Raw genomic sequence first — 24,376 nt, 5'->3', positions numbered from 1 at the left:
GGGCCTGCACCTGGAAGAGAGCGCGTGCCTCTCCAACCATTACGCGGGTTTCCCGGATTTGCTTCAGATTTCCCGAACCCGGCGCACCCGGCGGCGCATCGGGGTAATGACATGTCAACGAGACGTCGGAGAGCGGGGTGCGCGGCACGGCGGGCACGCCGGGTCGGTCATTCTGGTAGATGTGGACGTCACACCACCCCGCGGCCGAGCAGATACGGAACTGTGACCATGAGCGCACCCACCTCTGGCTCCTCGGGTTCGTCGGCATCCCCCCAGCCGTCCGCGACCCCGGGTGGGTCCGGCGCTCCCGTACCCGGCTACTACCCGGACCCGTCGATCCCGCACTACATCCGTTACTGGAACGGCTCCTCGTGGGTGCCCGGCACCAGCCGCCCCGCGCCGGTGGACGCCGGACCCGCCGCCGCGCAGGCCGCGCCCGCCACGCCCGCGCTCGACGAGTCCGGCCCGATGTTCCTCGACGAGGACCCGGCCGCGCCCACCGCCGAGCGGTGGACCGAGACCGGTCAGGCGCCGGTGGCGGCCCCCGAGCAGCAGCGGCCGGTGCCCGATCCGCGGGCCCACCTCGCCCAGGGCCCGGCGCCCTCCTGGCCCGCGCCGCAGGCACAGCCGGAACCGCGGCTGCCCCCGATCTCCTGGGGCGCCCCGGACCCGACCGCGGCCCGCCCCGCCCCGCAGGCACCGCAGCCCGCACCGGCCCCCGCGCCGCCGTCTCCCGTCCCGGCCCCCGGCCCCGTCCCGGCGCCCGGCCCCGTCCCGGCGCCCGGCCCCGTCCCGGCCGCCGACCGCGTCCCGCAGCCGGCGCGGCCCGCGCCGCAGCCGTCGCCCCTGGTGCCGGTCGCGGCGCCCGGGCCCGAGCCCGCCGCTCAGGCGTCCGCGCCGTGGGCGGCGCAGGTGCAGGATCTGGCCCGGGGCGAGGGCGGGGTCGTGCCGTGGCGGCAGCCGGCCAGTGACCCGTTCGGGGTCTCGCAGGGCCACGACCGGCCCGGCGGGCTGGTCCGCCGGTTCCTGGCCCGGCTGGTGGACGCGGTGGTGCTCGGCGCGGTGACCGCGCTCGCCGCGGTGCCGCTGGGCAGCGCGGCCTACCACCACGCCAAGGACAAGGTGGACCAGGCCCGGCTGACCGGGCAGACGGTCAGGGTCTGGCTGATCGACGGCACCACCGGGGTCCAACTCGGCGCGGTGCTGGCCACGTTCCTGGTGGCCGGGGTGCTGCTGGAGGTGCTGCCGACCGCCAAGTGGGGCCGCACCCTCGGCAAGCGGCTGGTCGGCCTGCGGGTGCTGGACATCGAGGCGCAGCTCCCGCCCGGTTTCGGCCCGAGCGCGCGCCGCTGGCTGCTGCGCACGCTGCTGAACCTGCTGGCGGTCGGCGTGGTCGGGGTGGCCTGGTGCCTGTTCGACCGGCCGTGGAAGCAGTGCTGGCACGACAAGGCGGCCCGTACGTTCGTCGCGCGCGGGTAGGCGCGGGTTCCCCGCGCGCGGGCGGCCGCGGGCCGCCTGCGGAGCCCCGGCACCGTACTCCGATCGGCTGCGGCCCGCGGGCGGGGGCCGCACGCGCGGGTTTGACTCGGGACATGAGTAGCGATCAGCCCGGCGGCGGCTCACCGTACGACAAACCGTCAGGCGGGCAGCAGCCCCCGCCCGACCAGCCGCCGCCCGGCGGTCCCTCCGGTGGCGGACCCTCCGGGGGAGGCCCGTACGGGGGAGGCCCGTACGGCGCTCCGCCGCCGCCCCCCGGCGGCCAGGGCGGCCAAGGCGGCTTCGGCCGGAACCCGTACGAGCAGAACCCGTACGGCCAGGACCCGTACGGCGGTGGGCCGGGCGCGCCGGACCCGCTGGCGGGGATGCCGCCGCTCGCCGAGGCCGGCAAGCGGGTGCTGGCGCGGGTGATCGACATCGTCATCGTGCTGATCCCGTCGTTCCTGCTGGACTGGGCCTCGGTCGGGGTCCAGGACGACCACTTCACGGCGGGCCGCTCCGCGGTCGGCGGGATCTTCACGGCCGGCATCGGGTTCGTCTACGAGTTCCTGATGACCCGTGCCACCGGGCAGACGGTGGGGAAGCGGATGATGCGGCTGCGCGCCGCCATGCTCGACAACGGCAGCGTGCCCACCTCCAACGCCGCCGCGATCCGGGCGGCCGTCCTGTGGGTGCCGGCCTTCTGCTGCTCCTGCGTGTGGTTCCTCGTCATCGGCGTCACGGTCCTCGTCGACCGCCCCTACAAGCAGGGCATCCACGACAAGGCCGCCAAGACCGTGGTGGTCCAGACGACCACCTGACCCGCCCGGGGGCGCGGAGTGCCTACGGGCGGAAGCCGTTGATCGCCAGTTCCAGCAGACGGTCGGCCTGCGCCGCTCCGTCGGGGGTGTCGGGCGTCCGCCACAGGCAGCTCAGAAGCATGATGACGTCCACCGGGTCGATGCCGGGGCGCACCTCCCCGGCCTGCTCGCACGCGTCGAGGAGCCTGCCGACGGCCGCGGTGACGGGGGGCCAGGACGCGCTGACGACCTCCTGCGCGGCGGCGGAGTGCAGGGCCTCGCCGAGGCCGTGCTTGATCCGCACGTAGGCGGCGAGGGTGGTGAACCAGGTCCGCAGCGCGTCGAGGGGGGCGTGGGCGGCGAGGGTGCCCGGTACGGACGCGACGAGGCGGTCCACGTCGTGCCGGTGGACCTCCAGGACCAGCGCCTCGCGGGTGGGGAAGTGCCGGTAGAGGGTGCCGGCGCCGACCCCGGCGCGCTTGGCGATCGAGTTGAGCGAGGCGGCGGGGGACTCGGCGAGCGCCTCGTGGGCGACCTGGAGGATCGCCTCCCGGTTCTTCAGCGCGTCGGAACGCTGCTGCGCGGCGTCGGCCACGGGTCCTCCTGGTGAGCGGGCGGTCGTCCGATTGCGAAACGGAGAGTTCTCCGCTAGCGTTCCCGGGGTCAGGCGGAGAACTCTCCGCTTGTCTCCCTTCCCATTGTAGGAGCCCATCCGTGCGCTACACCAAGCTCGGCCGGACCGGCCTGGACGTCTCCCCGATCGCCGTCGGCGCCATGAGCTACGGCGAGCCCGACCGAGGCCACCCGGTCTGGTCCCTGCCCGAGGAGGACGCCCGACCGCTGATCCGGCACGCCCTGGAGGCCGGCGTCAACTTCTTCGACACCGCCAACCTCTACTCCTACGGGTCCAGCGAGGAGATCCTCGGCCGCGCCCTGAAGGACTTCGCGAACCGCGACGACGTGGTCGTCACCACCAAGGTCCGCCACCCCATGCGCCCGGGCAGCCCCAACGGGGGCGGCCTGTCCCGCAAGGCGATCATGAGCGAGATCGACCACAGCCTGCGCCGCCTGGGCACCGACCACGTCGACGTCTACATGATCCACCGCCTCGACGCGGACACCCCGCTGGAGGAGACCCTGGAGGCCCTGCACGACGTGGTGAAGTCCGGCAAGGCCCGCTACCTCGGCGCCTCCTCCATGCACGCCTGGCAGTTCGCCAAGGCCCTGCACCTCCAGGAGCGGCACGGCTGGACCCGGTTCGCCACCCTCCAGGACCACTACAACCTGCTCGCCCGCGAGGAGGAGCGCGAGATGCTCCCGCTGTGCGCCGACGAGGGCGTCGCCACCATGGTCTGGAGCCCGCTGGCCCGCGGCCGCCTCGCGCGCCCCTTCGACGAGGCGCACGCCACCGACCGCGCCGCCACCGACGGCGCCTACGCCGACCTGCTCTACCGGGCCACCGCCGACAGCGACCGGCTCATCGTCGACGAGGTGGGCGCCGTCGCCGACGAGCACGGCGTCAGCCGCGCCCAGGTCGCGCTCGCCTGGCTGCGCCGCAACCCCGTCGTCGCCGCGCCCGTCGTCGGCGCCCGCAGCATCCGGCAGATCGACGACGCCGTCGCCTCCCTCGACCTGCGGCTGACCGACGAGCAGGCCCGCCGCCTGGAGGCGCCCTACACCCCCCGGTACGACTTCCAGGGCGTCTCGGACAGCCGCGAACTCGACCGCATCAAGGACGGCATCCCCGGCTACGCCAACCTCTGACGCGCCGGCACGATCCCGGGATCGCCCGGGTATCCCGGGGTGTGCCGTCACCCGAACGGCTGGTTTACTCGGAGGATGACGTCAGAACCCCCGGAGGGCATGGCGCCGTTGGCCGGTTTCGGGCAGCGGTTCCTCGCCCGGCTGATCGACACGGTCGTCCTCCTCGCCGTGGTGGTCGTGGTCAGTTGGGCCGTCATGGGCGACGACGTCCGGCACGGCACCGACGAGACCCTCGGCCGGCGCGCGCTGGTCGGGATCGTCGGCTACCTGCTCTACTTCGCGATCGAGGGCGCCATGACCGCCGCCCGCGGCCAGACCCTGGGCAAGATGGCGCTGCGCATCCGCGCGGCTCGGCTGGTCGACGGGGCGGTGCCCGGCCCGGCCGGGTGGACCCGGGCCGCGGTGTACGTCCTGCCCGCGGTCCTCAGCGTGATCCTCGTCGGCCCGCTGTTCTGGGTGGTCAACTCCCTGTGGTGCACCTGGGACCGGCCCTTCCGGCAGTGCCTGCACGACAAGGCGGCCAGGACCGTGGTCGTGGCCGCCTACTGAGGCGCGTTCCGGCCGGGGCGGCCGGGCGCCGTGAGCCCGGCAGGATCCGCCGGGCGGGCCCTAGCGCAGCGAGTGTTCGCCCACGCGGGTCTCCGCGCTCTGCGCCGGGGCGCCGATCCGGGCCCGCGGCACCGTGCCGCCGGGGGGCGCCGGCGCGGCGGCGGGGGTCCGGCGGCCGCCGATCCGCGGCACCGCGGCGACCAGCAGGCCGAGTACCAGCCCGAGCGCGGCGAGGCCGACCACCGCGCCGGTGGAGTGCGCGCCCGTCAGCAGCAGGACCGCGAGGGTGAACACGACGACGGTGCCGGCACCGTAGGCGACTTGGGCGTGCGTAGGACGTGGCATGAGGGGTATCCGTCCTCGGAGTTCGTCGAGACGCGGGGGCGTGCTGACGGGGGTGACCCTACGGTTCGGGATGCCCAGGGCCGCCGTCGGGTAAGCGCGGCCTCACCCACGGTGCGGAGCACGGGGGGCGCACGGGTCGCACGTCTGGCCGAAGACCCCGACGCACCTGCGGCGCACGGGAGTTGCCGCGGCTGACGTCCGGTCAGCGGAGCGCGGTCACCGGCAAGCGGTCCACCCAACCAGTCCGCCATGCACAAGTCAAGGTCTGTCTTTTCCTCCGCCACTCCGGTGCAATGGCCTTTCCCAAGGGGAGGTCAAGGATCTTGAAAAGACAGCACTGGATCAGTCAAAGAGCCGCCCTGGCGGCCGCGATAGCCGTGTTCGCTGTCCCCGCCGTCGCCACCGGAGCGGTCGCCGCGGCCCCGGGCCACGGCGGGAGCACCGCCGCCGACGCGACCGCGGGCCACGACCCCGCGCAGACCGAACCGCACAACCTGCCGGGCCCGTTCAGCAAGCAGCAGGCGGCCGAGCACTCCGCCGCCCTGCAGCAGGTCGTCTCCGGCGAGGCCACCGTCCAGCAGCGCGACGGCTCCCAGGTGGTCCAACTCGGCCACGGCAACGGCAGGCAGGGCAAGTACGTCGAACTGGGCCGGGAGAAGACCGACAAGATCTTCACCATCCTGGTGGAGTTCGGCGACCAGGTGGACTCCACCACCACCTACGACCCGGACGGCCCCGACGGACCCGAGCCGCCCGCCGCCAAGTACGGCGGCGACCCCGGGCCGGCCCACAACACCATCGCCCAGCCGGACCGTTCGCAGGACAACAGCACCGCCTGGCAGGCGGACTACGACCGGCAGCACTACCAGGACCTGTACTTCTCGCACGCCAAGGACGACGAGTCCCTGGCCAAGTACTACGAGAAGCAGTCCTCCGGCCGCTACTCGGTCGACGGCGAGGTCTCCGACTGGGTCAAGGTGCCCTACAACGAGGCCCGTTACGGCTCGAACTGGTGCGGCTCCAGCATCTGCTCCAGCGCCTGGGACCTGATCCGCGACGCCACCACCGCCTACGTCGCCGACCAGGAGGCACAGGGCCGTACCGCCGCGCAGATCAAGGCCGACCTGGCGCAGTACGACCAGTGGGACCGCTACGACCACGACGGCGACGGCGACTTCAACGAGCCGGACGGCTACATCGACCACTTCCAGATCGTGCACGCCGGCGAGGACGAGTCGGCCGGCGGTGGCGCCCAGGGCACCGACGCCCTGTGGGCGCACCGCTGGTACGCCTACGGCAGCGACGCCGGACGGACCGGGCCGGAGGGCGACAAGGCCGGCGGTACCGAGATCGGCGACACCGGCATCTGGGTCGGCGACTACACCCTCCAGCCGGAGAACGGCGGCCTCGGCGTCTTCGCCCACGAGTACGGCCACGACCTCGGGCTGCCCGACGAGTACGACACCTCCTACGTCGGTGAGAACAGCACCGGGTTCTGGACGCTGATGTCCTCCGGCTCCTGGATGGGCACCGGCAAGAACGCGATCGGCGACCTGCCCGACGACATGAACGCCTGGGACAAGCTCCAGCTCGGCTGGCTGAACTACGGCACCGCCAAGGCGGCGACCCGTTCCACCACCAAACTGGGCGTCGCCGAGTACAACACCAAGGACAAGCAGGCCCTGGTGGTGCAGTTGCCCGACAAGTCCGTCACCACCACCGTCACCACCCCCGCCGAGGGCGACCGGCAGTGGTGGAGCGGCATGGGCGACGACCTCTCCCACACCCTGACCCGCACCGTGGACCTCACCGGCGCGACCTCCGCCGCCCTGGACCTGAAGGGCTGGTGGGACATCGAGCAGAACTACGACTTCCTCTACACCGAGGTCTCCACCGACGGCGGCGCGAACTGGACCGCGCTGGAGGGCACCGCGAACGGCGCGGACCTGCCGCGCGACGGCAGCGACCGCCCGGCCCTGACCGGCACCTCCGGCGCCTACGAGGACCTGTCCTTCCCGCTCGACGCCTACGCGGGCCGGCAGGTCCTGCTGCGCTTCCGCTACGCCACCGACGGCGGGGTCGCCCAGCAGGGCTTCGCGGCCGACGCGATCACCGTGACCGCCGACGGCGGGACCCTGCTCACCGACGGCGCCGAGACCGACGACAACGGCTGGACCGCCGACGGCTTCTCCCGGATCGGCGCCTCCTTCAGCAAGGACTACCCGGAGTACTACGTCGCCGAGAACCGGCAGTACACCTCGTACGACACCACGCTGAGGACCGGCCCGTACAACTTCGGCTGGACCGGCACCCGGCCGGACTGGGTGGAGCACTACCCGTACCAGACCGGCCTGCTGGTGTGGCTGTGGGACACCTCGCAGCAGGACAACAACGTCGGCGCCCACCCGGGCAGCGGCGAGATCCTGCCGGTCGACGCGCACGCCAGGCCGGAGACCTTCACCGACGGCACGCTGATGCGCAACCGGGTCCAGACCTACGACTCCCCGTTCGGCTGGTTCCCCTCCGCCGGCTTCACCCTGCACGACGACGGGGTCGCGGCGCGCGTCCCGGCCAAGCCCGGCAACCCGGTCTTCGACGACCACTACGGAACGTACTGGTACGCGAGCAATCCGTACGGAAGCGTCAAGGTCCCGGACACCAACACCCGGCTGACCATCGTCGGACAGGCCCTCGACGGGAGCACCCTCACCGTCCAGGTCGGCCCGTCACACCGGTAACATCCGTCACACTCACCGCCCTGACCTGCGGTGACGCGACGTTCGGCCGTCGTCCCCTGGTGGGCGGCGGCCGATGCGCACAAGATGTGGACATGGCGGTCGGCGGTTTCATCAAGCTCCCGGGCGGCACGGTCGTGGTGGCGCTCGGCCTGCCGCACCCGGCGTGTCCCGAGCTGACCGTGCGGGTGGTCGTCCACGCCCTGAACCGCCAGCGCGCCCTGACCCGGCTCAGCAACCTCGGCTTCCGCGGCGCGCGGCTGTCCGGCAACGCCGAGCCGCCCAACCCCGACGAGGTCTCGGCGGTGCTGCACCATCCCGACGGCCTGGTCTGGCGGGAGTACCGCGCCCGGGGCACCGACCCCTGGCACCCGATCTCCGCGCTCAACCGGGTCGCGCACCACCCGTGAAGGCCGGCCGGGGGTCACTCTCCGGCGGCCGCCACCTCGCCGCGCAGCTCCACCCCGGCCTGCCGCAGCCGGACCAGCGCCTGCCGGGTGGTCTCCGGCGCCACGCCCGCGGTCAGGTCCAGCAGCACCCGGGCCGTGAAACCCTCCCGGACGGCGTCCAGCGCGGTGGCGCGCACGCAGTGGTCGGTGGCGATGCCCACCACGTCCACCTCGGTGACCCCGCGCTCGTGCAGCCACGCGGCCAGGCCGGCGCCGTTCTCGTCCTCGCCCTCGAAGCCGCTGTAGGCGGCCGCGTAGGCGCCCTTGTCGAAGACCGCGTCCACCGCCCCCGAGGCGACCGCGGGCGTGAAGTTCGGGTGGAACCCGACCCCCTCGGTGCCCGCGACGCAGTGCGGCGGCCACGACGTCACGAAGTCCGGCTCGTCCGAGAAGTGGGAGCCAGGGTCCACATGGTGGTCACGGGTCGCCACCACGTGGCGGTAGACCCCGGCGGACTGCCCGATCAGGTCGGTGACCGCGGCGGCGACGTCGGCGCCGCCGCGCACCGCGAGGCTTCCGCCCTCGCAGAAGTCGTTCTGCACGTCCACGACGATCAGTGCGCGGTGCATGGTCTCTCCGTGTGCTCTCCGGTCCGGGGTGCCGAGCTTATTGCGGGAGGCGGCCGGCCTCCAGGGGCGTGGGGGCTACCGGACCTCCGTGGGCAGCACCGGCTCGCCGCGGGAGAGCTGGGTGGCCGACAGCGGCAGGCCCGCCCGCGCGGCGATGTGCCGGGTGCGCGCCGCGTCGAGCGGCTCGCGCCCCACGACCTCGCCGCCGCGCACCAGCGGCACCAGTAGCTGCCGGTCCACCAGGTCGGCGGGGATCTCCCCGCTGCCCACCACCTCGGCCTCGGCGACACCGTCGGCGTCCAGCCGCCGCGCGGCCCACTTCCGCCCGCCCACGCTGGTCTTCCCGCCGAGCGCCTTCTTGGCGACCGCGGTGAGCGGTGCCCCGGCGTCGTCCGGCACGGAGGCGCGGGCGACCAGCTTGTAGACCATCGAGCAGGTCGGCTGCCCGCTGCCGGTCACCAGCGAGGTGCCGACCCCGTACGCGTCGACCGGCGCCGCGGCCAGTGAGGCGATCGCGTACTCGTCGAGGTCGGAGGTGACCACGATCTGCGTGTTCCGCGCCCCGAGGTCGTCAAGCTGCTGGCGCACCCGGTGCGCGAGCAGCAGCAGGTCGCCGGAGTCGATCCGCACCGCGCCCAGCTCGGGCCCGGCCACCTCCACGGCGGTGCGCACCGCCTCGGTGAGGTCGTAGGTGTCCACCAGCAGGGTGGTGGAGCGGCCGAGCGACTGGACCTGCGCGGTGAAGGCGTCCCGCTCGGTGTCGTGCAGCAGGGTGAAGGCGTGCGCGCTGGTGCCGATGGTCGGCAGGCCGTAGCGGAAGCCGGCGGCGAGGTTGGAGGAGGAGCGGAACCCGCCGACGTAGGCGGCCCGGGCGGCGGCCACCGCGGCCAGCTCGTGGGTGCGCCGGGCGCCCATCTCCATCAGCGGGCGGCCGCCGGCGGCCACCGCCATCCGGGAGGCGGCCGCGGCGATCGCCGAGTCGTGGTTGAGGATCGACAGCACCACCGTCTCCAGCAGCACCGCCTCGGCGAAGCTGCCCTCCACCCGCAGGATCGGCGAGCCGGGGAAGTACACCTCGCCCTCGGGGTAGCCCCAGATGTCGCCGGTGAAGCGGTAGTCGGCCAGCCACTTCAGCGTCGGCGCGTCCACCACCCGTTCCCGTTCCAGGAACTCCAGCAGGGGTGCGTCGAAACGGAAGTTCTCCACCGCGTCCAGCACGCGGCCGGTGCCGGCCACGACGCCGTACCGCCGCCCCTCCGGCAGTCGCCGGGTGAACGCCTCGAAGACCGACCGGCGGTGTGCGGCGCCGCTCTTGAGGGCGGCCTGCAGCATCGTGAACTCGTACCGGTCGGTGAACAGCGCGGTGGACGGCACGTCCACCGGCAGTGCCAGGTCTGCTGTGCTCATGCCCACGATGCTACCCCTCATTTCGTCAAACTGACGAGATCTCGGGTCTGTGGGCCCTCTCACACGCCCATTTGTGCGACGGCCCCGCGGCGCGGCAGCATGGAACCTGTGAGCGTCGCACCTGTCGAGATCGAACGTACCGAGCCGAGCGAGGCCCCCTCCGTGGTCCCCGAGCCGGATGTTCCGTGGGTGACCCTCGTCCACAACGACCCCGTCAATCTCATGAGCTACGTGACGTACGTCTTCCAGACGTACTTCGGGTACTCGAAGGGCAAGGCCACCAAGCTGATGAAGGACGTCCACTACAAGGGGCGGGCCGTGGTCTCCAGCGGCACCCGCGAGGAGATGGAGCGGGACGTGCAGGCGATGCACGGCTACGGCCTGTGGGCGACCTTGTCGCAGGACCGCTGATGGCCTTCCGGCGGGCCCGTGCGGGCTCCTTCGAACCGGTCCGCGGTGGCGGCGCCGCCATCGCGCTGGACGAGGTGGAGATCTCGATCCTGCGCAGCCTCACCGTCCAACTGCTGGAGCTGGTCGGCCCCGGCGAGGAGCCGTCGGGCGCCGACGACGACCCGCTGGCGCGGCTGTTCGCCGAGGGCCCCACGAAGCCGCCGGACGACCCGGCGCTGGCCCGGCTCTTCCCGGACGCGTACGAGGAGACCGCCGACGCCTCGGAGTTCCGCCGCTTCACCGAGAACGACCTGCGGGCCCGCAAGCGCGAGGACGCGCTGGCGGTGATCCGGGTGCTCGACGCCGGCGGCCCGGTGCTGAAGCTGACCGCGGACGAGTCCCGGCAGTGGCTCGGCACCCTCAACGACCTGCGGCTGACCCTGGGCACCAGGCTCGGCGTCACCGAGGACGAGGGCAGCGAGCTGTACCACCTGCCCGACAGCGACCCCCGCAAGCCGCTGGTCATGGCGTACCTGTGGCTGGGCGGCCTCCAGGAGAGCCTGGTCGAGACGCTGACGCGCTGACGTGCGCCGCCCCGGGCCCGGGCGCACCGCCCCGGGGCCCGGCCCGATCGCACCGCCCCGTGCCCACCGTGCCCGCTCCCGGGCCCGTCGCGCATCCCTTCCGGCCCCACCGCCGCGGGCGGGCCCCTTCGGCCTTCACGGTGACGTCCGGGCCCACTGCCGCCGCGGCCGCCGCACCGCGGCCGCCGCGGGGTACGTATCCGCGTATGGCGGACGAAACGCGCGTGCGGCCCGTGCCCGGGGGCCCCGAGGACGGCCCGGGCGGCGACCCGGCGGCCGGCTCCGAGGGGTACGCCCGGGGCCTCGGCGGCCGGCAGGTCCAGATGATCGCGATCGGCGGCGCCATCGGCACCGGCCTCTTCCTCGGCGCCGGAAGCGCGATCCACCGCGCCGGCCCGAGCCTGCTGCTGATGTACGCCGTCGCCGGCGCGGCCATCTTCTGCGTCATGCGCGCCCTCGGCGAGCTGCTCACCTACCGTCCGGTCAGCGGCTCCTTCGCCGGCTACGCCCGGGAGTTCCTCGGCCCCTTCACCGGCTACGCCACCGGGTGGACGTACTGGCTGATGTGGGTGACCACCGGCATGGCCGAGGTCACCGCCGCGGCCACCTACGTCGCCTACTGGTGGCCCGGGGTGCCGCAGTGGAGCGCCGCGCTGGCGTTCCTGCTGCTGCTGGCCGCCGCCAACCTGGTGTCGGTCGGGCTCTTCGGCGAGATCGAGTTCTGGCTGTCCACCGTGAAGGTCACCGCGATCCTCGGGATGATCCTGATCGGCGTCGGCGTGCTCACCCTCGGGGTGTCCGCGGCCGGCGGCACCGCCTCGGCCGGCCACCTGTGGCGGGACGGCGGCTTCTTCCCCGGCGGCGTCGGCGGCTCGCTGCTGACCCTCCAGATGGTGATGTTCGCCTACCTCGGGGTCGAACTCGTCGGCGTCACGGCGGGCGAGGCGCGCGACCCGCACCGCACCCTGCCCAAGGCGATCAACACGCTGCCCTGGCGGATCGTGCTGTTCTACGTCGGCGCGCTCGCGGTGATCCTGTGCGTGGTGCCCTGGACGCGGTTCCGGCCCGGGGTCAGCCCCTTCGTGGCCGCGTTCGCCGAGATCGGCATCCCCTTCGGCGCGGGCGTGGTCAACTTCGTGGTGCTCACCGCCGCGCTGTCCTCCTGCAACTCCGGCATGTACTCCACCGGCCGCATGCTGCGCGACCTGGCCGCCAACGGGCAGGGCCCGCGCGTCTTCGACCGGCTCACCGCCCGCCGCACCCCGGCACTGGGCACGCTCGCCTCGGTGGCCGTGATGGGCATCGGCGTGTGGGTCAACTACGTCGATCCCGAAGGGGCGTTCACCTACATCACCGCGTTCGCCACGGTGGCCGCGGTGTGGACCTGGGCGGTGATCCTCGCCGCGCACATCCGCTACCGCGCCGCCGTACGCGCCGGGCGGGCCGCGCGCGCGTGGTTCGCCGCGCCCGGCGGAGCGGCCGCGAGCTGGTGCGCGCTGGCCTTCCTCGCGCTGGTGCTGGTGCTGATCGGCGCCGACGCCGACGCCCGGGTGTCGCTGTACGGGGTGCCGCTGTGGGCGGCGCTGCTCGGCGCCGGCTACCGGGTGCTCAGGCGGCGCGACCCGGCGGCGTTCGCCCGCCGCCCGCACCTGTCGCCCGGCGGCCCGGCCGGAGCGGAGACGCCGCTCGCGGACCCGGCCGCGGCGGACGGCCCGGCGGCCGGGGGCGGAGCGGCCGCCGGCGGGGCGGGCGGGGGCGGGGCGGGCGCGGGCGGGGCGGGCGGAATCCCGCCCACCCCGGCGCTGTAGCCGCCGCACCCGCCCCTGTTACGTTTCCCGCATGCTCACCATCACCCAGGACCTGTACGACGCGATCGTCGCCCACGCCCGCGCCGACCACCCCGACGAGGCGTGCGGGATCGTGGCGGGGCCGGAGGGCAGCGGCCGCCCCGAGCGGTTCGTGCCGATGCTGAACGCCGCCCGCTCGCCGACGTTCTACGAGTTCGACTCCACCGACCTGCTCAAGCTCTACCGCGACATGGACGACCGCGACGAGGAGCCGGTGATCGTCTACCACTCGCACACCGCCACCGAGGCGTACCCCTCCCGCACCGACATCTCCTACGCCAACGAGCCCGGCGCGCACTACGTGCTGGTCTCCACCGCGGAGGAGTTCCAGTTCCGCTCGTTCCGCATCGTGGACGGCCAGGTCACCGAGGAACCGGTCGAAGTGGTGCCTTCCGCGTCCTGACCTTCCGGATGCTGGGACGCGCTCGCCGGGCGGCGGTCGGGAATCGATACGATGACCGCATGGTTCTCCTCGGTGTGAGCGACTCATGAGCGACACGGCGCCCGGCGCGCTGCTCGTGGCGCGGCTGCACGTCGACCTGTGCCGCCGCACCGCCGCGGCGTGTCGGTAGCCCCGCACGCCCGCCGCCGAGGCGGCACGCCGCTCGCCGTCGTACCGGCACCGCACCGCAACCGCACGGCCCGCACGGAACCACCCCGGCTCCAGACCGGCGTCACCCACCCAGCTTCGTCCGCACTCACAGGAGCGCAGTCATGGCCATCGAGGTCCGCATCCCGACCATCCTCCGCACGTACACCGACGGCCAGAAGGCCGTGGCGGGTGCCGGGACCACGCTCGACGAGCTGTTCACCGACCTCGACTCCCGCCACGCGGGTCTGCGCGACCGCGTGGTGGACGGCGGCGAGCTGCGCCGCTTCGTGAACGTGTACCTCAACGACGAGGACGTCCGCTTCCTCGACGGCATCGCCACCAAGGTCGCCGACGGCGACAGCGTGACGATCCTGCCGGCCGTCGCCGGCGGCTCGGGGACCGCGGACGCGCCGTCCGGCCGCTGCTGATGCGGTACGACAGTCCGCTCGCCGCGGTCGGCAACACCCCGCTGGTGCGGCTGCCCCGGCTCTCGCCCTCGGACCGGGTGAGCGTCTGGGCGAAGCTGGAGGACCGCAACCCGACCGGCTCGGTCAAGGACCGCCCGGCGCTGCACATGATCGAGCGGGCCGAGGCGGACGGCGTGCTCACCCCCGGCTGCACCATCCTGGAGCCGACCTCCGGCAACACCGGCATCTCGCTGGCGATGGCGGCCCGGCTCAAGGGCTACCGGATCGTCTGCGTGATGCCGGAGAACACCTCCTCCGAGCGGCGCGAGCTGCTGGCGATGTGGGGCGCGGAGATCATCTCCTCGCCCGCCGCCGGCGGCTCCAACACCGCGGTGCGGGTGGCGAAGGAACTGGCCGCCGAACACCCCGACTGGGTGATGCTCTACCAGTACGGGAACGCGGCCAACCCCGGTGCCCACTACGCCACCACCGGCCCGGAGATCCTCGCCGACCTGCCCACCATCACGCACTTCGTGGCGGGCCTGGGCACCACCGGTACCCTGATGGGCGTCGGCCGCTACCTGCGCGAGAAGGTGCCCGGCGTGAGCGTCGTGGCCGCCGAGCCGCGGTACGACGACGTCGTCTACGGCCTGCGCAACCTCGACGAGGGCTTCGTCCCCGAGCTGTACGACGAGTCCGTGCTCACCACCCGCTTCTCGGTCGGCTCGCAGGACGCGGTGCGCCGCACCCGTGAACTCCTGTCCGAGGAGGGCATCTTCGCCGGGGTGTCCACCGGCGCCGCGCTGCACGCGGCACTCGGCGTGGCCCGCAAGGCCGAGCAGGCCGGCGAGCGCGCGGACATCGTCTTCGTGGTCGCCGACGGAGGATGGAAGTACCTGTCCACCGGCATCTACACCGCCGCCTCCACGGAGGAGGCCGTCGCCGCGCTGCACGGCCAGCTCTGGGCGTAGCCGCCTCACGGCCGGCGACCGGCCGCCGGCCCGGTGCCCGCCGCCCGTCCGGGAGGGCGCGGACCCGCCGTAGCACGGGTGACCCGCCCCCCGGACGCCCGGCGGGGGCGGGTCGCGTTCGCAGCGGGGTTCGGGGTGACCCGGACTGGTGATTCCGCCCACAACCGGTGCCCGTAAGAGCGCGCTGCGCAGCGGGCCGCTTTACCCTTCCTAGAACGTGGCGGGAGTCCGCCACCTAGGAGCCGGAATCGGGGCGATGCGCCGCGCCCTCGGAGGTGTACCCCGCGATGAACCTCACCGTCGTCGGCTGCTCGGGCTCGTTCCCGTCCGCGGACTCGGCCTGCTCGAGCTACCTGCTCGAAGCCGACGGCTTCCGGCTGCTCGTCGACATGGGCAACGGCGCGCTCGGCGAACTCCAGCGCCACTGCGGCCTGTACGACCTCGACGCGGTGCTGCTCAGCCACCTGCACGCGGACCACTGCATCGACATGTGCGGCTACTTCGTGGCCCGCTACTACCGGCACGAGGGCGGCCCGGTCTCGGCGATCCCGGTCTACGGCCCGGCGGGCACCGAGCGCCGGCTGAACATCGCCTACGGGGACGTGCCGGACGAGAAGTGCATGAGCGAGGTCTTCGACTTCCGCACCCTGGAGCCCGGCGCGTTCCGGCTCGGCCCCTTCCAGGTCACCACGGCCGCGGTCAGCCACCCGGTGGAGGCGTACGGCTTCCGGATCGAGTCCGGCGGCCGGACGCTGACGTACTCCGGCGACACCGGGCCGTGCGAGGCGCTGGACGACCTGGCCGCGGGCGCCGACCTGTTCCTGTGCGAGGCGTCCTTCACCCACGGCAAGGAGGACATCCCCGACCTGCACCTCAACGGGCGCGAGGCCGGGCAGATCGCCGAGGGCGCCGGGGTGGACCGGCTGGTGCTCACCCACATCCCGCCGTGGACCAACCCGTCGGTCAACCTCCGCGACGCGCAGGCCGCCTTCGCCGGTCCGGTCGAACTGGCGAAGGCGGGCGCGGTCTACGAGATCTGACGGGTTTTCGCCGGCCGGTACCGTGTCCGGGGAGGCTCCGCGGGCCCGTACCGGCCGCTGTTCGTCCTCCGCTGTTCCTCCTCTGCTGTTTCTCCTCCGCCGGTTCGCGCTCCGGCGTCCCGCGGCCGCACCTCCGCGCCGCCGCAGCACCGCCGCCGCGCCGCCGCCCACGCCGAGCCCGGGCGTCCGGTCGCCGAAGGGCCTCACGCCGACGCCGATCGGCTCCCGGACCGCGCCGAAGGGCACACTCCCCACCAGCGCACGATGTGGTCCGCACCGCCGGCGGCCCCGGTCCCGGTGGCCCGCACCGGCCGCGAACACACTCCAACAGTGGGTTAACGTGACATATCGGAAACACGGCGACCCGCCGGCGGGTCCCGGTGCACGGGAGCGGCCGGGGCCAGGACAACAGGAGACGCACATGGCCACCAAGGCAGAGAAGATCGTCGCCGGGCTCGGCGGGATCGAGAACATCGAAGAGGTCGAGGGCTGCGTCACCCGCCTGCGCACCGAAGTGGTCGACCCCGGCCGTGTGGACGAGGGCGCGCTCAAGGCCGCGGGAGCGCACGGCGTGGTCAAGATGGGCACGGCGATCCAGGTCGTCATCGGCACCGACGCCGACCCGATCGCCGCGGAGATCGACGGCATGATGTGAGGCCCCGGTCCTCCTCCCGGACGCCCGGGAGGACCGCCGCGGGCCCCTCGGCCGTCGCGCGCCCCGGCGGCGAGGGCACGAGCAGGGGCCGGAGCAGGGGTACGGCAGCCGCGGGCACGGGGGCGCGGGGAAGCCGTGACTCCGGGTGGCCGTTCACCCGGATAGGCTCCAGGCATGTCACGATTCGACGGCCGCACCCCTGACCAGCTCCGCCCCGTCACGATCGAGCGGGGCTGGAGCAAACACGCCGAAGGGTCCGTCCTGGTCTCCTTCGGCGACACCCGAGTGCTCTGCACCGCCAGCGCCACCCAGGGCGTGCCGCGCTGGCGCAAGGGCAGCGGCGAGGGATGGGTCACCGCCGAGTACAGCATGCTGCCGCGCGCCACCAACACCCGCGGCGACCGCGAGTCCGTCCGCGGCAAGATCGGCGGCCGCACCCACGAGATCTCCCGGCTGATCGGCCGCTCGCTGCGCGCCGTCATCGACTACAAGGCGCTCGGCGAGAACACCGTCGTCCTCGACTGCGACGTCCTCCAGGCCGACGGCGGCACCCGCACCGCCGCGATCACCGGCGCGTACGTCGCGCTCGTCGACGCGGTCGCCTGGATGCAGGCCAACCACCTGGTGCGGCTCAAGGCCAAGCCGATCACCGGCACCGTCGCCGCGGTCAGCGTCGGCATCGTGGACGGCGTCCCCGTCCTCGACCTCCCCTACGAGGAGGACGTCAAGGCCGAGACCGACATGAACGTCGTCTGCACCGGGGACGGCCGCTTCGTCGAGATCCAGGGCACCGCGGAGGGCGCGCCCTTCGACCGCGCCGAACTCGACGCGCTCCTCGCGCTCGCCACCGGCGGCTGCGCCGAGCTCACCAAGATCCAGCAGGAGGCCCTGGCGGCGAGCTGACGCCCCGCCTCGCCTCGCCCCGCCGCACGCGGTCGCTCGGTGGTCGGCGGTCGGCGGTCGGTGGGCGGGTGGGCGCGGTGGGTGCGGGGCCCGGGGGGTTCGGCGGCCGGCGGGTGACGGGCCGCGGCCCGCCCCGGCCCTCGGTCGCGGTGGCCGGTCCCGGTCGGACGGTCGGCGGCCGCCCCCGGTCGGTGTCCTGCCCCCGGGGGCCCGTGCGTGCACCGGCCCCCGGGCGGGACGGGCAACCCTGGGCGCCGCGCGCCGCGTGTGTACGGGTGCGCGCGGTACGCGGCCGCGCGCACCAGCCGGGGAGGGCCACCGCAATGAGCCACCGCCGCACCGCCGTTCACGCCGTACCCACGATCCACCACGGGCCCGCCGGCCCCTGCCCCGCGCGGGAGGACGGCGGCACCGCGACCGGCACCGCAACCGCCACCGCGGGGCCCGGCGACCGCCCACGCGCCCGCGCCGCCGCCCTCCCGGTCGCCGCCCTGCTCCTCACCGCGCTCCTCACCGCCTGCCAGGGCACCACCCGCGCCCTGGACTGCGTCAGGACCGCCGCCACCGTCGCCGGCGACGTCCAGGACCTCCAGAGCACCGCCACCAACATCGGGCAGGTGTCCGACCCCGGCCGCCGCAAGGACACCGTCGCGGCCCTCGACAAGGTGCAGAAGGACCTCGACCGGATCGGGGACCGCGGGGACGGCTCGGACGTCGGCCACGCGGTCGCCGACCTGTCCGCGTCGGTCCGGCGGGCCCGTACCACCGCCGCCGACGGCCGCGACCCGGACCTGCGACCCGTCGCCTCGGCGGCCGGCCGGCTGACCGTCGTCTGCGCCCGGGGATAATCGGCGCATGACCACCCGTCTCGTGCTCGCCACCCGCAACGCCCACAAGGTCACCGAACTGAGGGCCATCCTCGCCGAGGCCGGCCTCCGCCACGACCTCGTGGGCGCCGACGCCTACCCGGAGATCCCCGACGTCAAGGAGACCGGGGTCACCTTCGCGGAGAACGCGCTGCTCAAGGCGCGGGCGCTCGCCGAGGCGACCGGGCTGCCCGCGGTCGCCGACGACTCGGGGCTGTGCGTCGACGTGCTCGGCGGCGCGCCCGGCATCTTCTCCGCCCGTTGGGCCGGGCGGCACGGCGACGACGCCGCCAACCTCGCCCTGCTGCTCGCCCAGCTCGGCGACATCGACCACCCGCACCGGGCCGCCCACTTCGCCTGCGCCGCCGCTCTCGCGCTGCCCGACGGCACCACGCGCGTCGCCGAGGGGCGGCTGCGCGGCACCCTCCGGCACGAACCCGCCGGGAGCGGCGGGTTCGGCTACGACCCCATCCTCCAGCCCGAGGGCGAGGAGCGGACCTGTGCGGAGATGACGGCGGCGGAGAAGAACGCGATCAGCCACCGCGGCAAGGCCTTCCGCGCCCTGACCCCCCTCCTCACCGAACTCCTCCCCTGAACGCCGCCAACGCGCGAAGCCCGTCCGGAACCCCGGACGGGCTTCATCCCGCGTGCGGCCGGTGGGACTCGAACCCACATGGGATTTCTCCCACGGCGTCCTAAGCGCCGCGCTTATGCCAATTCAGCAACGGCCGCCAGCCCCGCCATGATATCGGGCCCTCGCGTGCCGTGTCGGCCCGATATCCCGTCACGCGCCCGCGTGCCCGAGGGGCCCGGGCACGCCCCGTCCTCCTCGGCACCAGGTGGGCGTCACCGCATGGCAGTTCGGGCAGAGCAGCCGCAGGTTCTCGGCCCGGTCGTCGGCCCGGTCTCCGTTGACATGGTCGATCTCCAGGGTCATGGGACGCCCGTGCCACACCGGGGGTGTTCCGCACTCGGCGCATCGTTGCGGAACACCGATCTCCGCCAGTGCTCTGCGCAGGACGGAGGTCCGGGTGCGTGCGCCGCCTTCGTGCCGGACCAGCACGTCCTCGGGTGCCCTGCGCGGAGTCGGCCCGGGCCGGTTCCGCGCGTGTGCCTGGCCCAGGAAGTGCGAGGTGTCGAGCCCGTCCTCGGCCATCCACCGCCGCAGCAGGGCGCGGGTCCGGCTGCCGTCCGCCCGGCCCAGGACGCGGAGCACGCCCGCGATCGAGACCGCCACGGCGACGGCTGCCCGCAGTTGCTCGGTGGTGGGTCGGGCGGCCGCCCCGGGGTCAGGTGCCCGGCTCACCCGGTGCGTCCCTTCGCGCGTCCTCGGTAGGAGTCCGTCGCGGCATGGCAGTTGGGGCAGACCAGCCGCAGGTTGGCCATGCGGTTGTCACGCCAGTTCCCGTCGATGTGGTCGACCTCGAGCGGGAGGGGGCGGCCCCGCCACAACGGGGCCGTCCCGCACTGGGCGCAGCGATCCGGGACGCCCTGTTCCAACAGAGCCCGCTTCAACCGGTCTCCGGGTGTCCGCCGCCCGCGGGCGGGGTCCTGCACCACGAGCACCGACTCCGGGGTGCGTGGCCGGCGGCGCTCGCCCCGCCGGGAAGGCCGCACGAAGTGCGAGGTGTCGATACCCAGGGCCCGCACCCGCCGGGAGATGTGCGTGTGGTGGCCGCCCACCACGTCGAGGCCGAGCCGCCGGAGAACCTCGCACATGTTCGTCGACGCGGCCACGGCTGGTTCCAGCACCTCCCTCGTCCAGCGTGTGCCCTCCCTCTCCAGATGCGAGGTGTCGATTCCGTGACGGCGCAAGAGCTCCCGCACGTACTTCCGACTCGGACCGGCGGGTTCCGCTCCGAGGGCCCGCAACACGTCGGACAGGGTCCGCGACGAAGCCACCGCCGCCGTCAGCCGGTCCTTCGCGTACCGGCTCACCGCCTTCGCCTGCACACCCACGGTTCCTCCGGGATCGCTCGCGTGTTCGCGTTCTCGTACGGGTCAACGAACGGGTGGGCGGGGGGTTACGGCGGCGGGGGCGGGTCAGATCTTCAGGTCGCGGAGGAGTTTGGCGACGTGGCCGGTGGCCTTCACGTTGTAGAAGGCGCGCTCGACCTTGCCGGACGGGTCGATCACGAGGGTGGAGCGGATGACGCCGGTCACGGTCCGGCCGTACATCGTCTTCTCGCCGAACGCGCCGTAGGCGGTCAGCACCTGGCGGTCGGGGTCGGCGAGCAGGGTCACCTTCAGGGACTCCTTGTCGCGGAACCTCGCCAGCTTCTCCGGCTCGTCCGGGGAGATGCCGAGCACGTCGTAGCCCGCCTCCGCGAACACCGCGAGGTTGTCCGTGAAGTCGCACGCCTGCTTGGTGCAGCCGGCGGTCAGGGCGGCGGGGTAGAAGTAGACGATCACGCGGCGGCCGAGGTGGTCGGCGAGCGAGACCTGGTTGCCGTCGGCGTCCGGCAGGGTGAACGCGGGGGCGGTGTCGCCGGGGGCGAGGCGGTCGGGCATGGAGGCTCCTGGGGCGAAACGGGGGTGCCGACGAGGCACGGGCCGCGTCGTACTGACAGACTGTCCGAACGCTACCTAATCAGGCGATGGAGGCAGTGCGGTGTCGGAAGGTGCCAGGACGGCCGCCCAGATCGAGGCGGATATCGCCCGCAGACGGCAGGACCTCGCGGTGACGCTGGACGAGATCGCGGTCCGCGTCCACCCGGTGACGATCATGCGGGACACCAAGGCGAAGGCGGTTTCCGCGCTGGACCACACGGTCGGGCAGGCGTACGTCGCCGCCAACCGCGCGGTCAGCAGGGCGCGGGCGCAGTTCGTGGACGAGGACGGCGCGCCGCGCCTGGAGCGGGTCGTGCCGGCCGCGGCGGCCGGGGCCGTGGTCGCGGTGGCGGTGGTCGGTCTCATCGTGCGGCGCAGTCGCCGGTAGGTTCGTCGGCGTGAGTTCCAAGAGTGCACACGACAAGCTGCCCATCCGGATGCTGCACGACCGCGTGCTGGTGCGGCAGGACAACGGCGAGGGCGAGCGCCGCAGCGGCGGCGGCATCCTGATCCCGGCGACCGCGGCCGTCGGGAAGCGGCTGGCCTGGGCCGAGGTCGTCGCGATCGGCCAGCACGTGCGGACCGTCGAGGTCGGCGACCGGGTGCTGTTCGATCCGGAGGACCGGGCCGAGGTGGAGGTGCAGGGCGTGGCCTACGTCCTGATGCGCGAGCGCGACCTGCACGCGGTGGCCGCCGAGCGCCTCCAGGGCGACGACTCGACCGGCCTGTACCTGTGACCGCCTGACCGCGGCCGTCCGTCTGCCGCCGCGGCCGTCCGTCTGCCGCCCCGGGCTCCCGTCTGCCGCCGCGGGCTCCGGTGGCCCCGCCCCGGCTCCGGTGGCCCGTGCGGGCCGCCGGAGCCTTCGTGCTAGCCGCTCCGGCCTCCCGCGAGGCCGGTCAGGCCGTCGGTGCCGGCCGAGCCGCCCTGGGGGGCGAAGGTGTCGGTCGGGTCACTGCCGGTGGGCGGTTCCGCCGGGTCGGTCGGCACGGAGCTGGTCGGCGGTGTGCTCGGCGTGCCGGGGGCGGTGGTCCCGGTGGTCGGCGGGGTGGTGGTCGGCGGCTGCGTGGCCGGTGTCGTGGCGCCGGTGGTGGGCGGGGTGGTGACGCCGCTGTCGGGGGTGGTGGGCTCGTCGCTCTGCGGCGCGACCGTCTGGGAGCCGTCCTGCATGTCCAGGTTGAAGCCGGTGACGTGCTGGCCCTTGAGCGCCGCGGCGGTGTAGTCGGCCCAGACGGAGCCGGGCGGGCCGCCGCCGTTGATCCGGGCCATGTTCATGGAGCCGTTGAGCTGCTCCTGGGCGCCGTTGGCCGGGTTCATCCCGAACAGGGCGACGACGGTGGCGAGTTTGGGCGTGTAGCCGGCGAACCAGGCGGCCTTGTCGTTCTCCGCGGTGCCGGTCTTCGCGGCCGACGGCCAGCCGGAGTCGCGGGCGGCCGCGGCGGTGCCGAGCGGGGCGTCGACCACGCTCTTGAGCATCGCGGTGGTGGTGTCGGCGGCGCTGCGCGGCACCGACTGGACCGGGTCGCGGTCCGGCAGCCCGAGGGTGTTGCCGTCCTTGGTGATCTTCGCCACGATCGTGTAGGGGATCTGCACGCCGTGGTTGGCGAGGGTGGCGTACGCCTGGGCCATGTCCAGCGGGCTGGCGCTGTTGGGCTGGGACTGGCTGCTGCCGAACGCGCCGAGCGCCATGGCCGGGGTCTGGGGGATGTCCACGGCGTCGGGGATGCCCAGGTCGTGCGCGGTGTCGATGACCTTCTTGGTGCCGACGTCCTGGGCCATCTGCGCGAAGACGGAGTTCACGGACTGGTCCATCGCGCGGGTGACGGTGATGTCGCCGTAGTCGGCGTCGTCCTCGTTGTCGGGGTGGTAGCCGACCGGGCCGTCGGGGCCCTGCACCTGGCGTCCGCTGTCGCCGTCGTAGACGGTGGTCGGGGTGATGCTCCGCCCGTCCTGGGTGGTGGAGTGGTTCTGCAGCGCCGAGGTGAAGATCACCGGCTTGAAGGTGGAACCGGGCTGGTAGGTCCGGTTGGTGGCGCTGCTGACGTACTGCTTGGTGTAGTCGATGCCGCCGTACAGGGCGACCACGTCGCCGGTGGAGGGGTCGATGGAGACGCCGCCGGCCCGGACGTACTTGTCCTGCTTGGCGTTGCCGAGCTTGTCGTAGACGTCCTTCCGGGCCGCCGCGACGAAGGCGTCCTCCTTGGGTTTCTGGATGGTGGTGACGATGCGGTAGCCGCCGCGGGAGAGCGCGTCGGCGTCCACGATGTGGTGGTCGGTGAGGTACTGGTTGACCGCCTCGATGATGTAGCCGCGCTGCCCGGCCTTGCTCGCGACCGGCTTCGGCGTGCCGATGGCCGGGAACTTGGTGGCGGCGCGCTGGGACGCGGTGAGCCAGTGCTCCTTGACCATGCCGTCCAGCACGTAGTTCCAGCGGGCCTTGGCGGCGGGGGCGTTCTCGGGGTGCGCGGACAGGTCGTACTCGCTGGGTGCGTTGAGCAGCGTGGCGAGGTAGGCGCCCTGGGCGGTGGTGAGGTCGGAGGCGTTCTCGCTGAAGTACGCCTCGGCGGCGGCCTCGATGCCGTACGCGTTGCGGCCGTAGTAGCTGGTGTTGAGGTAGCCCTGGAGGATCTGGTCCTTCGACTCGGTGCGGTCGAGCTTGATCGAGATGAAGAACTCCTTCACCTTGCGCGAGGCCGTCTGGCTCTGCGTGAGGTAGTAGTTCTTCACGTACTGCTGGGTGATGGTGGACCCGGACTGCCTGCCCTTGCCGGTGGCGGTGTTCCAGGCGGCGCGCAGCATGGACTTCGGGCTGACCGCGGACTCGTGGTAGAAGTTGCGGTCCTCCGCGGCGAGGGTGGCGTAGCGGGCGGTCGACGCGACCTGGTCGAGCTGGATGTTCTGCCGGTTGACGGCGCCGTCGCGGGAGATCTCGGTCTTGCCGTCGGAGTAGAGGTAGACGTTGCTCTGCGCGGTGGCTGCGGCGTTGGCGTCGGGGATGGACACGAGCGCGTAGCCGACGAAGAAGGCGCCGACCAGGAGCAGCAGCAGGGTGAGGGTGCCGCCGAGCGCCATCCGCCAGGTCGGCAGCAGGCGGCGCAGGCCGGTGCGGCGGGGCCGGCCGGCCGACGCCGGGCGGGGCGCCCATCCTTCCTGGCGCAGGCCCTGCGGCGTGTCCCGGTCCGCGCTCCGGTCCGCGCTGCGGTCCATGCCGCGGCGTGCACCGCGGTCCGCGCCGCGGTCCGTACTCCGGTTCGGATCGTCACTCATGTCTGTAAGGACTCCTCGGCCGCCGCCAGGGTTGGCCTGGGGCGGTACATCATGGACCAACCGTTACGTACGCGTCCGTACACCCACGTAGCCCTCCGACTCCCACACTGTCGCATCATCCGTGCGATGCCGATCGGCACCGGACATCCGTGACAGGGCTGTGACGACTCCGGCGGCGCGGCTCGCTCACCCGTTCGGCCCTGGAAAACCGT

The 24,376-nt window shown here is 73.4% G+C and carries 27 protein-coding genes and 1 tRNA gene; 19 read left to right on the top strand and 9 right to left on the bottom strand.

Going from position 1 to position 24,376, the window contains the following annotated elements; translation table 11 throughout:
* The first annotated feature begins 228 nt into the window (after positions 1 to 228).
* The gene (locus RVR_RS12305; RefSeq protein WP_202233892.1) at positions 229 to 1,479 is read left to right on the top strand and encodes an RDD family protein; all 1,251 of its coding nucleotides are present in this window, start codon (positions 229 to 231) and stop codon (positions 1,477 to 1,479) included.
* Between the two features lie 113 nt (positions 1,480 to 1,592).
* Positions 1,593 to 2,297: an RDD family protein gene (locus RVR_RS12300; protein ID WP_202233891.1), complete on the top strand. Its 705-nt coding sequence runs from the start codon at positions 1,593 to 1,595 to the stop codon at positions 2,295 to 2,297.
* 22 nt (positions 2,298 to 2,319) lie between these two features.
* On the opposite strand, the gene RVR_RS12295 is transcribed toward RVR_RS12300, so the two are convergent.
* Positions 2,320 to 2,871: a TetR/AcrR family transcriptional regulator gene (locus RVR_RS12295; RefSeq protein ID WP_202233890.1), complete on the bottom strand. Its 552-nt coding sequence runs from the start codon at positions 2,869 to 2,871 to the stop codon at positions 2,320 to 2,322.
* A gap of 119 nt (positions 2,872 to 2,990) precedes the next feature.
* On the opposite strand from RVR_RS12295, the gene RVR_RS12290 reads away from it, so the two are divergent.
* Positions 2,991 to 4,040, top strand: a complete 1,050-nt coding sequence (locus RVR_RS12290) for an aldo/keto reductase (RefSeq protein ID WP_202233889.1) — start codon at positions 2,991 to 2,993, stop codon at positions 4,038 to 4,040.
* Between the two features lie 75 nt (positions 4,041 to 4,115).
* Positions 4,116 to 4,589, top strand: coding sequence for an RDD family protein (locus tag RVR_RS12285; protein WP_237404698.1), 474 nt, complete (start codon positions 4,116 to 4,118; stop codon positions 4,587 to 4,589).
* Between the two features lie 60 nt (positions 4,590 to 4,649).
* On the opposite strand, the gene RVR_RS12280 is transcribed toward RVR_RS12285, so the two are convergent.
* Positions 4,650 to 4,934, bottom strand: coding sequence for a hypothetical protein (locus RVR_RS12280; protein ID WP_202233888.1), 285 nt, complete (start codon positions 4,932 to 4,934; stop codon positions 4,650 to 4,652).
* Positions 4,935 to 5,257: 323 nt separating this feature from the next.
* On the opposite strand from RVR_RS12280, the gene RVR_RS12275 reads away from it, so the two are divergent.
* Positions 5,258 to 7,672, top strand: coding sequence for an immune inhibitor A domain-containing protein (locus RVR_RS12275; protein WP_488165667.1), 2,415 nt, complete (start codon positions 5,258 to 5,260; stop codon positions 7,670 to 7,672).
* Positions 7,673 to 7,764: 92 nt separating this feature from the next.
* Positions 7,765 to 8,079 carry a hypothetical protein gene (locus tag RVR_RS12270; protein ID WP_202233886.1) on the top strand — a complete coding sequence of 105 codons (315 nt, stop codon included), beginning with the start codon at positions 7,765 to 7,767 and terminating at the stop codon, positions 8,077 to 8,079.
* A 14-nt stretch (positions 8,080 to 8,093) separates the two neighbouring features.
* Here RVR_RS12270 and RVR_RS12265 read toward each other — a convergent pair whose 3' ends face one another.
* Entirely contained in the window at positions 8,094 to 8,687 is a 594-nt protein-coding gene (locus tag RVR_RS12265) for an isochorismatase family protein (RefSeq protein WP_202233885.1), read from the bottom strand.
* Between the two features lie 75 nt (positions 8,688 to 8,762).
* Positions 8,763 to 10,094 carry a nicotinate phosphoribosyltransferase gene (locus RVR_RS12260; RefSeq protein WP_202233884.1) on the bottom strand — a complete coding sequence of 444 codons (1,332 nt, stop codon included), beginning with the start codon at positions 10,092 to 10,094 and terminating at the stop codon, positions 8,763 to 8,765.
* 99 nt (positions 10,095 to 10,193) lie between these two features.
* On the opposite strand from RVR_RS12260, the gene clpS reads away from it, so the two are divergent.
* From clpS to rdgB, 11 genes are all read left to right on the top strand, one after another.
* Complete coding sequence (gene clpS, locus RVR_RS12255) at positions 10,194 to 10,505, top strand: ATP-dependent Clp protease adapter ClpS (protein ID WP_202233883.1); 312 nt, start codon at positions 10,194 to 10,196, stop codon at positions 10,503 to 10,505.
* Positions 10,505 to 11,068 (top strand): DUF2017 domain-containing protein, encoded by a 564-nt coding sequence (locus RVR_RS12250; RefSeq protein ID WP_202233882.1) that lies wholly within the window; start codon positions 10,505 to 10,507, stop codon positions 11,066 to 11,068. The genes clpS and RVR_RS12250 overlap by 1 nt, the downstream gene beginning before the upstream one ends.
* Positions 11,069 to 11,274: 206 nt before the next feature.
* Entirely contained in the window at positions 11,275 to 12,876 is a 1,602-nt protein-coding gene (locus RVR_RS12245) for an amino acid permease (RefSeq protein ID WP_202233881.1), read from the top strand.
* Positions 12,877 to 12,907: 31 nt separating this feature from the next.
* Positions 12,908 to 13,318: a M67 family metallopeptidase gene (locus RVR_RS12240; RefSeq protein ID WP_202233880.1), complete on the top strand. Its 411-nt coding sequence runs from the start codon at positions 12,908 to 12,910 to the stop codon at positions 13,316 to 13,318.
* A 311-nt stretch (positions 13,319 to 13,629) separates the two neighbouring features.
* Positions 13,630 to 13,935, top strand: a complete 306-nt coding sequence (locus RVR_RS12235; protein WP_202233879.1) for a MoaD/ThiS family protein — start codon at positions 13,630 to 13,632, stop codon at positions 13,933 to 13,935.
* Positions 13,935 to 14,885: a PLP-dependent cysteine synthase family protein gene (locus RVR_RS12230; RefSeq protein WP_202233878.1), complete on the top strand. Its 951-nt coding sequence runs from the start codon at positions 13,935 to 13,937 to the stop codon at positions 14,883 to 14,885. The genes RVR_RS12235 and RVR_RS12230 overlap by 1 nt, the downstream gene beginning before the upstream one ends.
* 287 nt (positions 14,886 to 15,172) lie before the next feature.
* Complete coding sequence (locus tag RVR_RS12225) at positions 15,173 to 15,925, top strand: MBL fold metallo-hydrolase (RefSeq protein WP_202233877.1); 753 nt, start codon at positions 15,173 to 15,175, stop codon at positions 15,923 to 15,925.
* 421 nt (positions 15,926 to 16,346) lie between these two features.
* The gene (locus tag RVR_RS12220) at positions 16,347 to 16,580 is read left to right on the top strand and encodes a PTS sugar transporter subunit IIB (RefSeq protein ID WP_202233876.1); all 234 of its coding nucleotides are present in this window, start codon (positions 16,347 to 16,349) and stop codon (positions 16,578 to 16,580) included.
* Positions 16,581 to 16,754: 174 nt separating this feature from the next.
* A complete protein-coding gene (gene rph / locus RVR_RS12215; protein WP_202233875.1) occupies positions 16,755 to 17,483 on the top strand; it encodes a ribonuclease PH in 729 nt (242 codons plus the stop codon).
* A 323-nt stretch (positions 17,484 to 17,806) separates the two neighbouring features.
* The gene (locus RVR_RS12210) at positions 17,807 to 18,331 is read left to right on the top strand and encodes a hypothetical protein (protein ID WP_202233874.1); all 525 of its coding nucleotides are present in this window, start codon (positions 17,807 to 17,809) and stop codon (positions 18,329 to 18,331) included.
* Positions 18,332 to 18,338: 7 nt separating this feature from the next.
* The gene (rdgB, locus tag RVR_RS12205) at positions 18,339 to 18,944 is read left to right on the top strand and encodes an RdgB/HAM1 family non-canonical purine NTP pyrophosphatase (RefSeq protein ID WP_202233873.1); all 606 of its coding nucleotides are present in this window, start codon (positions 18,339 to 18,341) and stop codon (positions 18,942 to 18,944) included.
* A gap of 53 nt (positions 18,945 to 18,997) precedes the next feature.
* Here the strand turns inward: rdgB and RVR_RS12200 are convergent.
* The 4 genes from RVR_RS12200 to bcp form a co-directional block, all read right to left on the bottom strand.
* A tRNA-Leu gene (locus RVR_RS12200) sits at positions 18,998 to 19,081 on the bottom strand.
* 52 nt (positions 19,082 to 19,133) lie between these two features.
* Positions 19,134 to 19,655 carry an HNH endonuclease gene (locus RVR_RS12195; RefSeq protein WP_237404697.1) on the bottom strand — a complete coding sequence of 174 codons (522 nt, stop codon included), beginning with the start codon at positions 19,653 to 19,655 and terminating at the stop codon, positions 19,134 to 19,136.
* The gene (locus tag RVR_RS12190; protein WP_237405298.1) at positions 19,652 to 20,287 is read right to left on the bottom strand and encodes an HNH endonuclease signature motif containing protein; all 636 of its coding nucleotides are present in this window, start codon (positions 20,285 to 20,287) and stop codon (positions 19,652 to 19,654) included. Before RVR_RS12190 ends, RVR_RS12195 begins: the two co-directional genes overlap by 4 nt.
* Positions 20,288 to 20,392: 105 nt before the next feature.
* Positions 20,393 to 20,860 carry a thioredoxin-dependent thiol peroxidase gene (gene bcp, locus RVR_RS12185; protein WP_202233871.1) on the bottom strand — a complete coding sequence of 156 codons (468 nt, stop codon included), beginning with the start codon at positions 20,858 to 20,860 and terminating at the stop codon, positions 20,393 to 20,395.
* A gap of 100 nt (positions 20,861 to 20,960) precedes the next feature.
* Between bcp and RVR_RS12180 the strand changes: the two genes are divergently transcribed.
* Positions 20,961 to 21,287, top strand: a complete 327-nt coding sequence (locus RVR_RS12180) for a DUF3618 domain-containing protein (protein WP_202233870.1) — start codon at positions 20,961 to 20,963, stop codon at positions 21,285 to 21,287.
* A 49-nt stretch (positions 21,288 to 21,336) separates the two neighbouring features.
* On the top strand, positions 21,337 to 21,636 hold the full coding sequence (locus tag RVR_RS12175) for a GroES family chaperonin (protein ID WP_202238557.1): 300 nt from the start codon (positions 21,337 to 21,339) through the stop codon (positions 21,634 to 21,636).
* A 131-nt stretch (positions 21,637 to 21,767) separates the two neighbouring features.
* Here the strand turns inward: RVR_RS12175 and RVR_RS12170 are convergent, their stop codons facing one another.
* On the bottom strand, positions 21,768 to 24,164 hold the full coding sequence (locus RVR_RS12170) for a transglycosylase domain-containing protein (protein ID WP_237404696.1): 2,397 nt from the start codon (positions 24,162 to 24,164) through the stop codon (positions 21,768 to 21,770).
* Positions 24,165 to 24,376 lie beyond the last annotated feature (212 nt).

It is taken from the genome of Streptomyces sp. SN-593, from assembly GCF_016756395.1.
GTDB classification, from domain to species: domain Bacteria; phylum Actinomycetota; class Actinomycetes; order Streptomycetales; family Streptomycetaceae; genus Actinacidiphila; species Actinacidiphila reveromycinica.
Note: the sequence above shows the minus strand (reverse complement) of the source record. Positions and strands in the feature narration are given on the sequence as shown.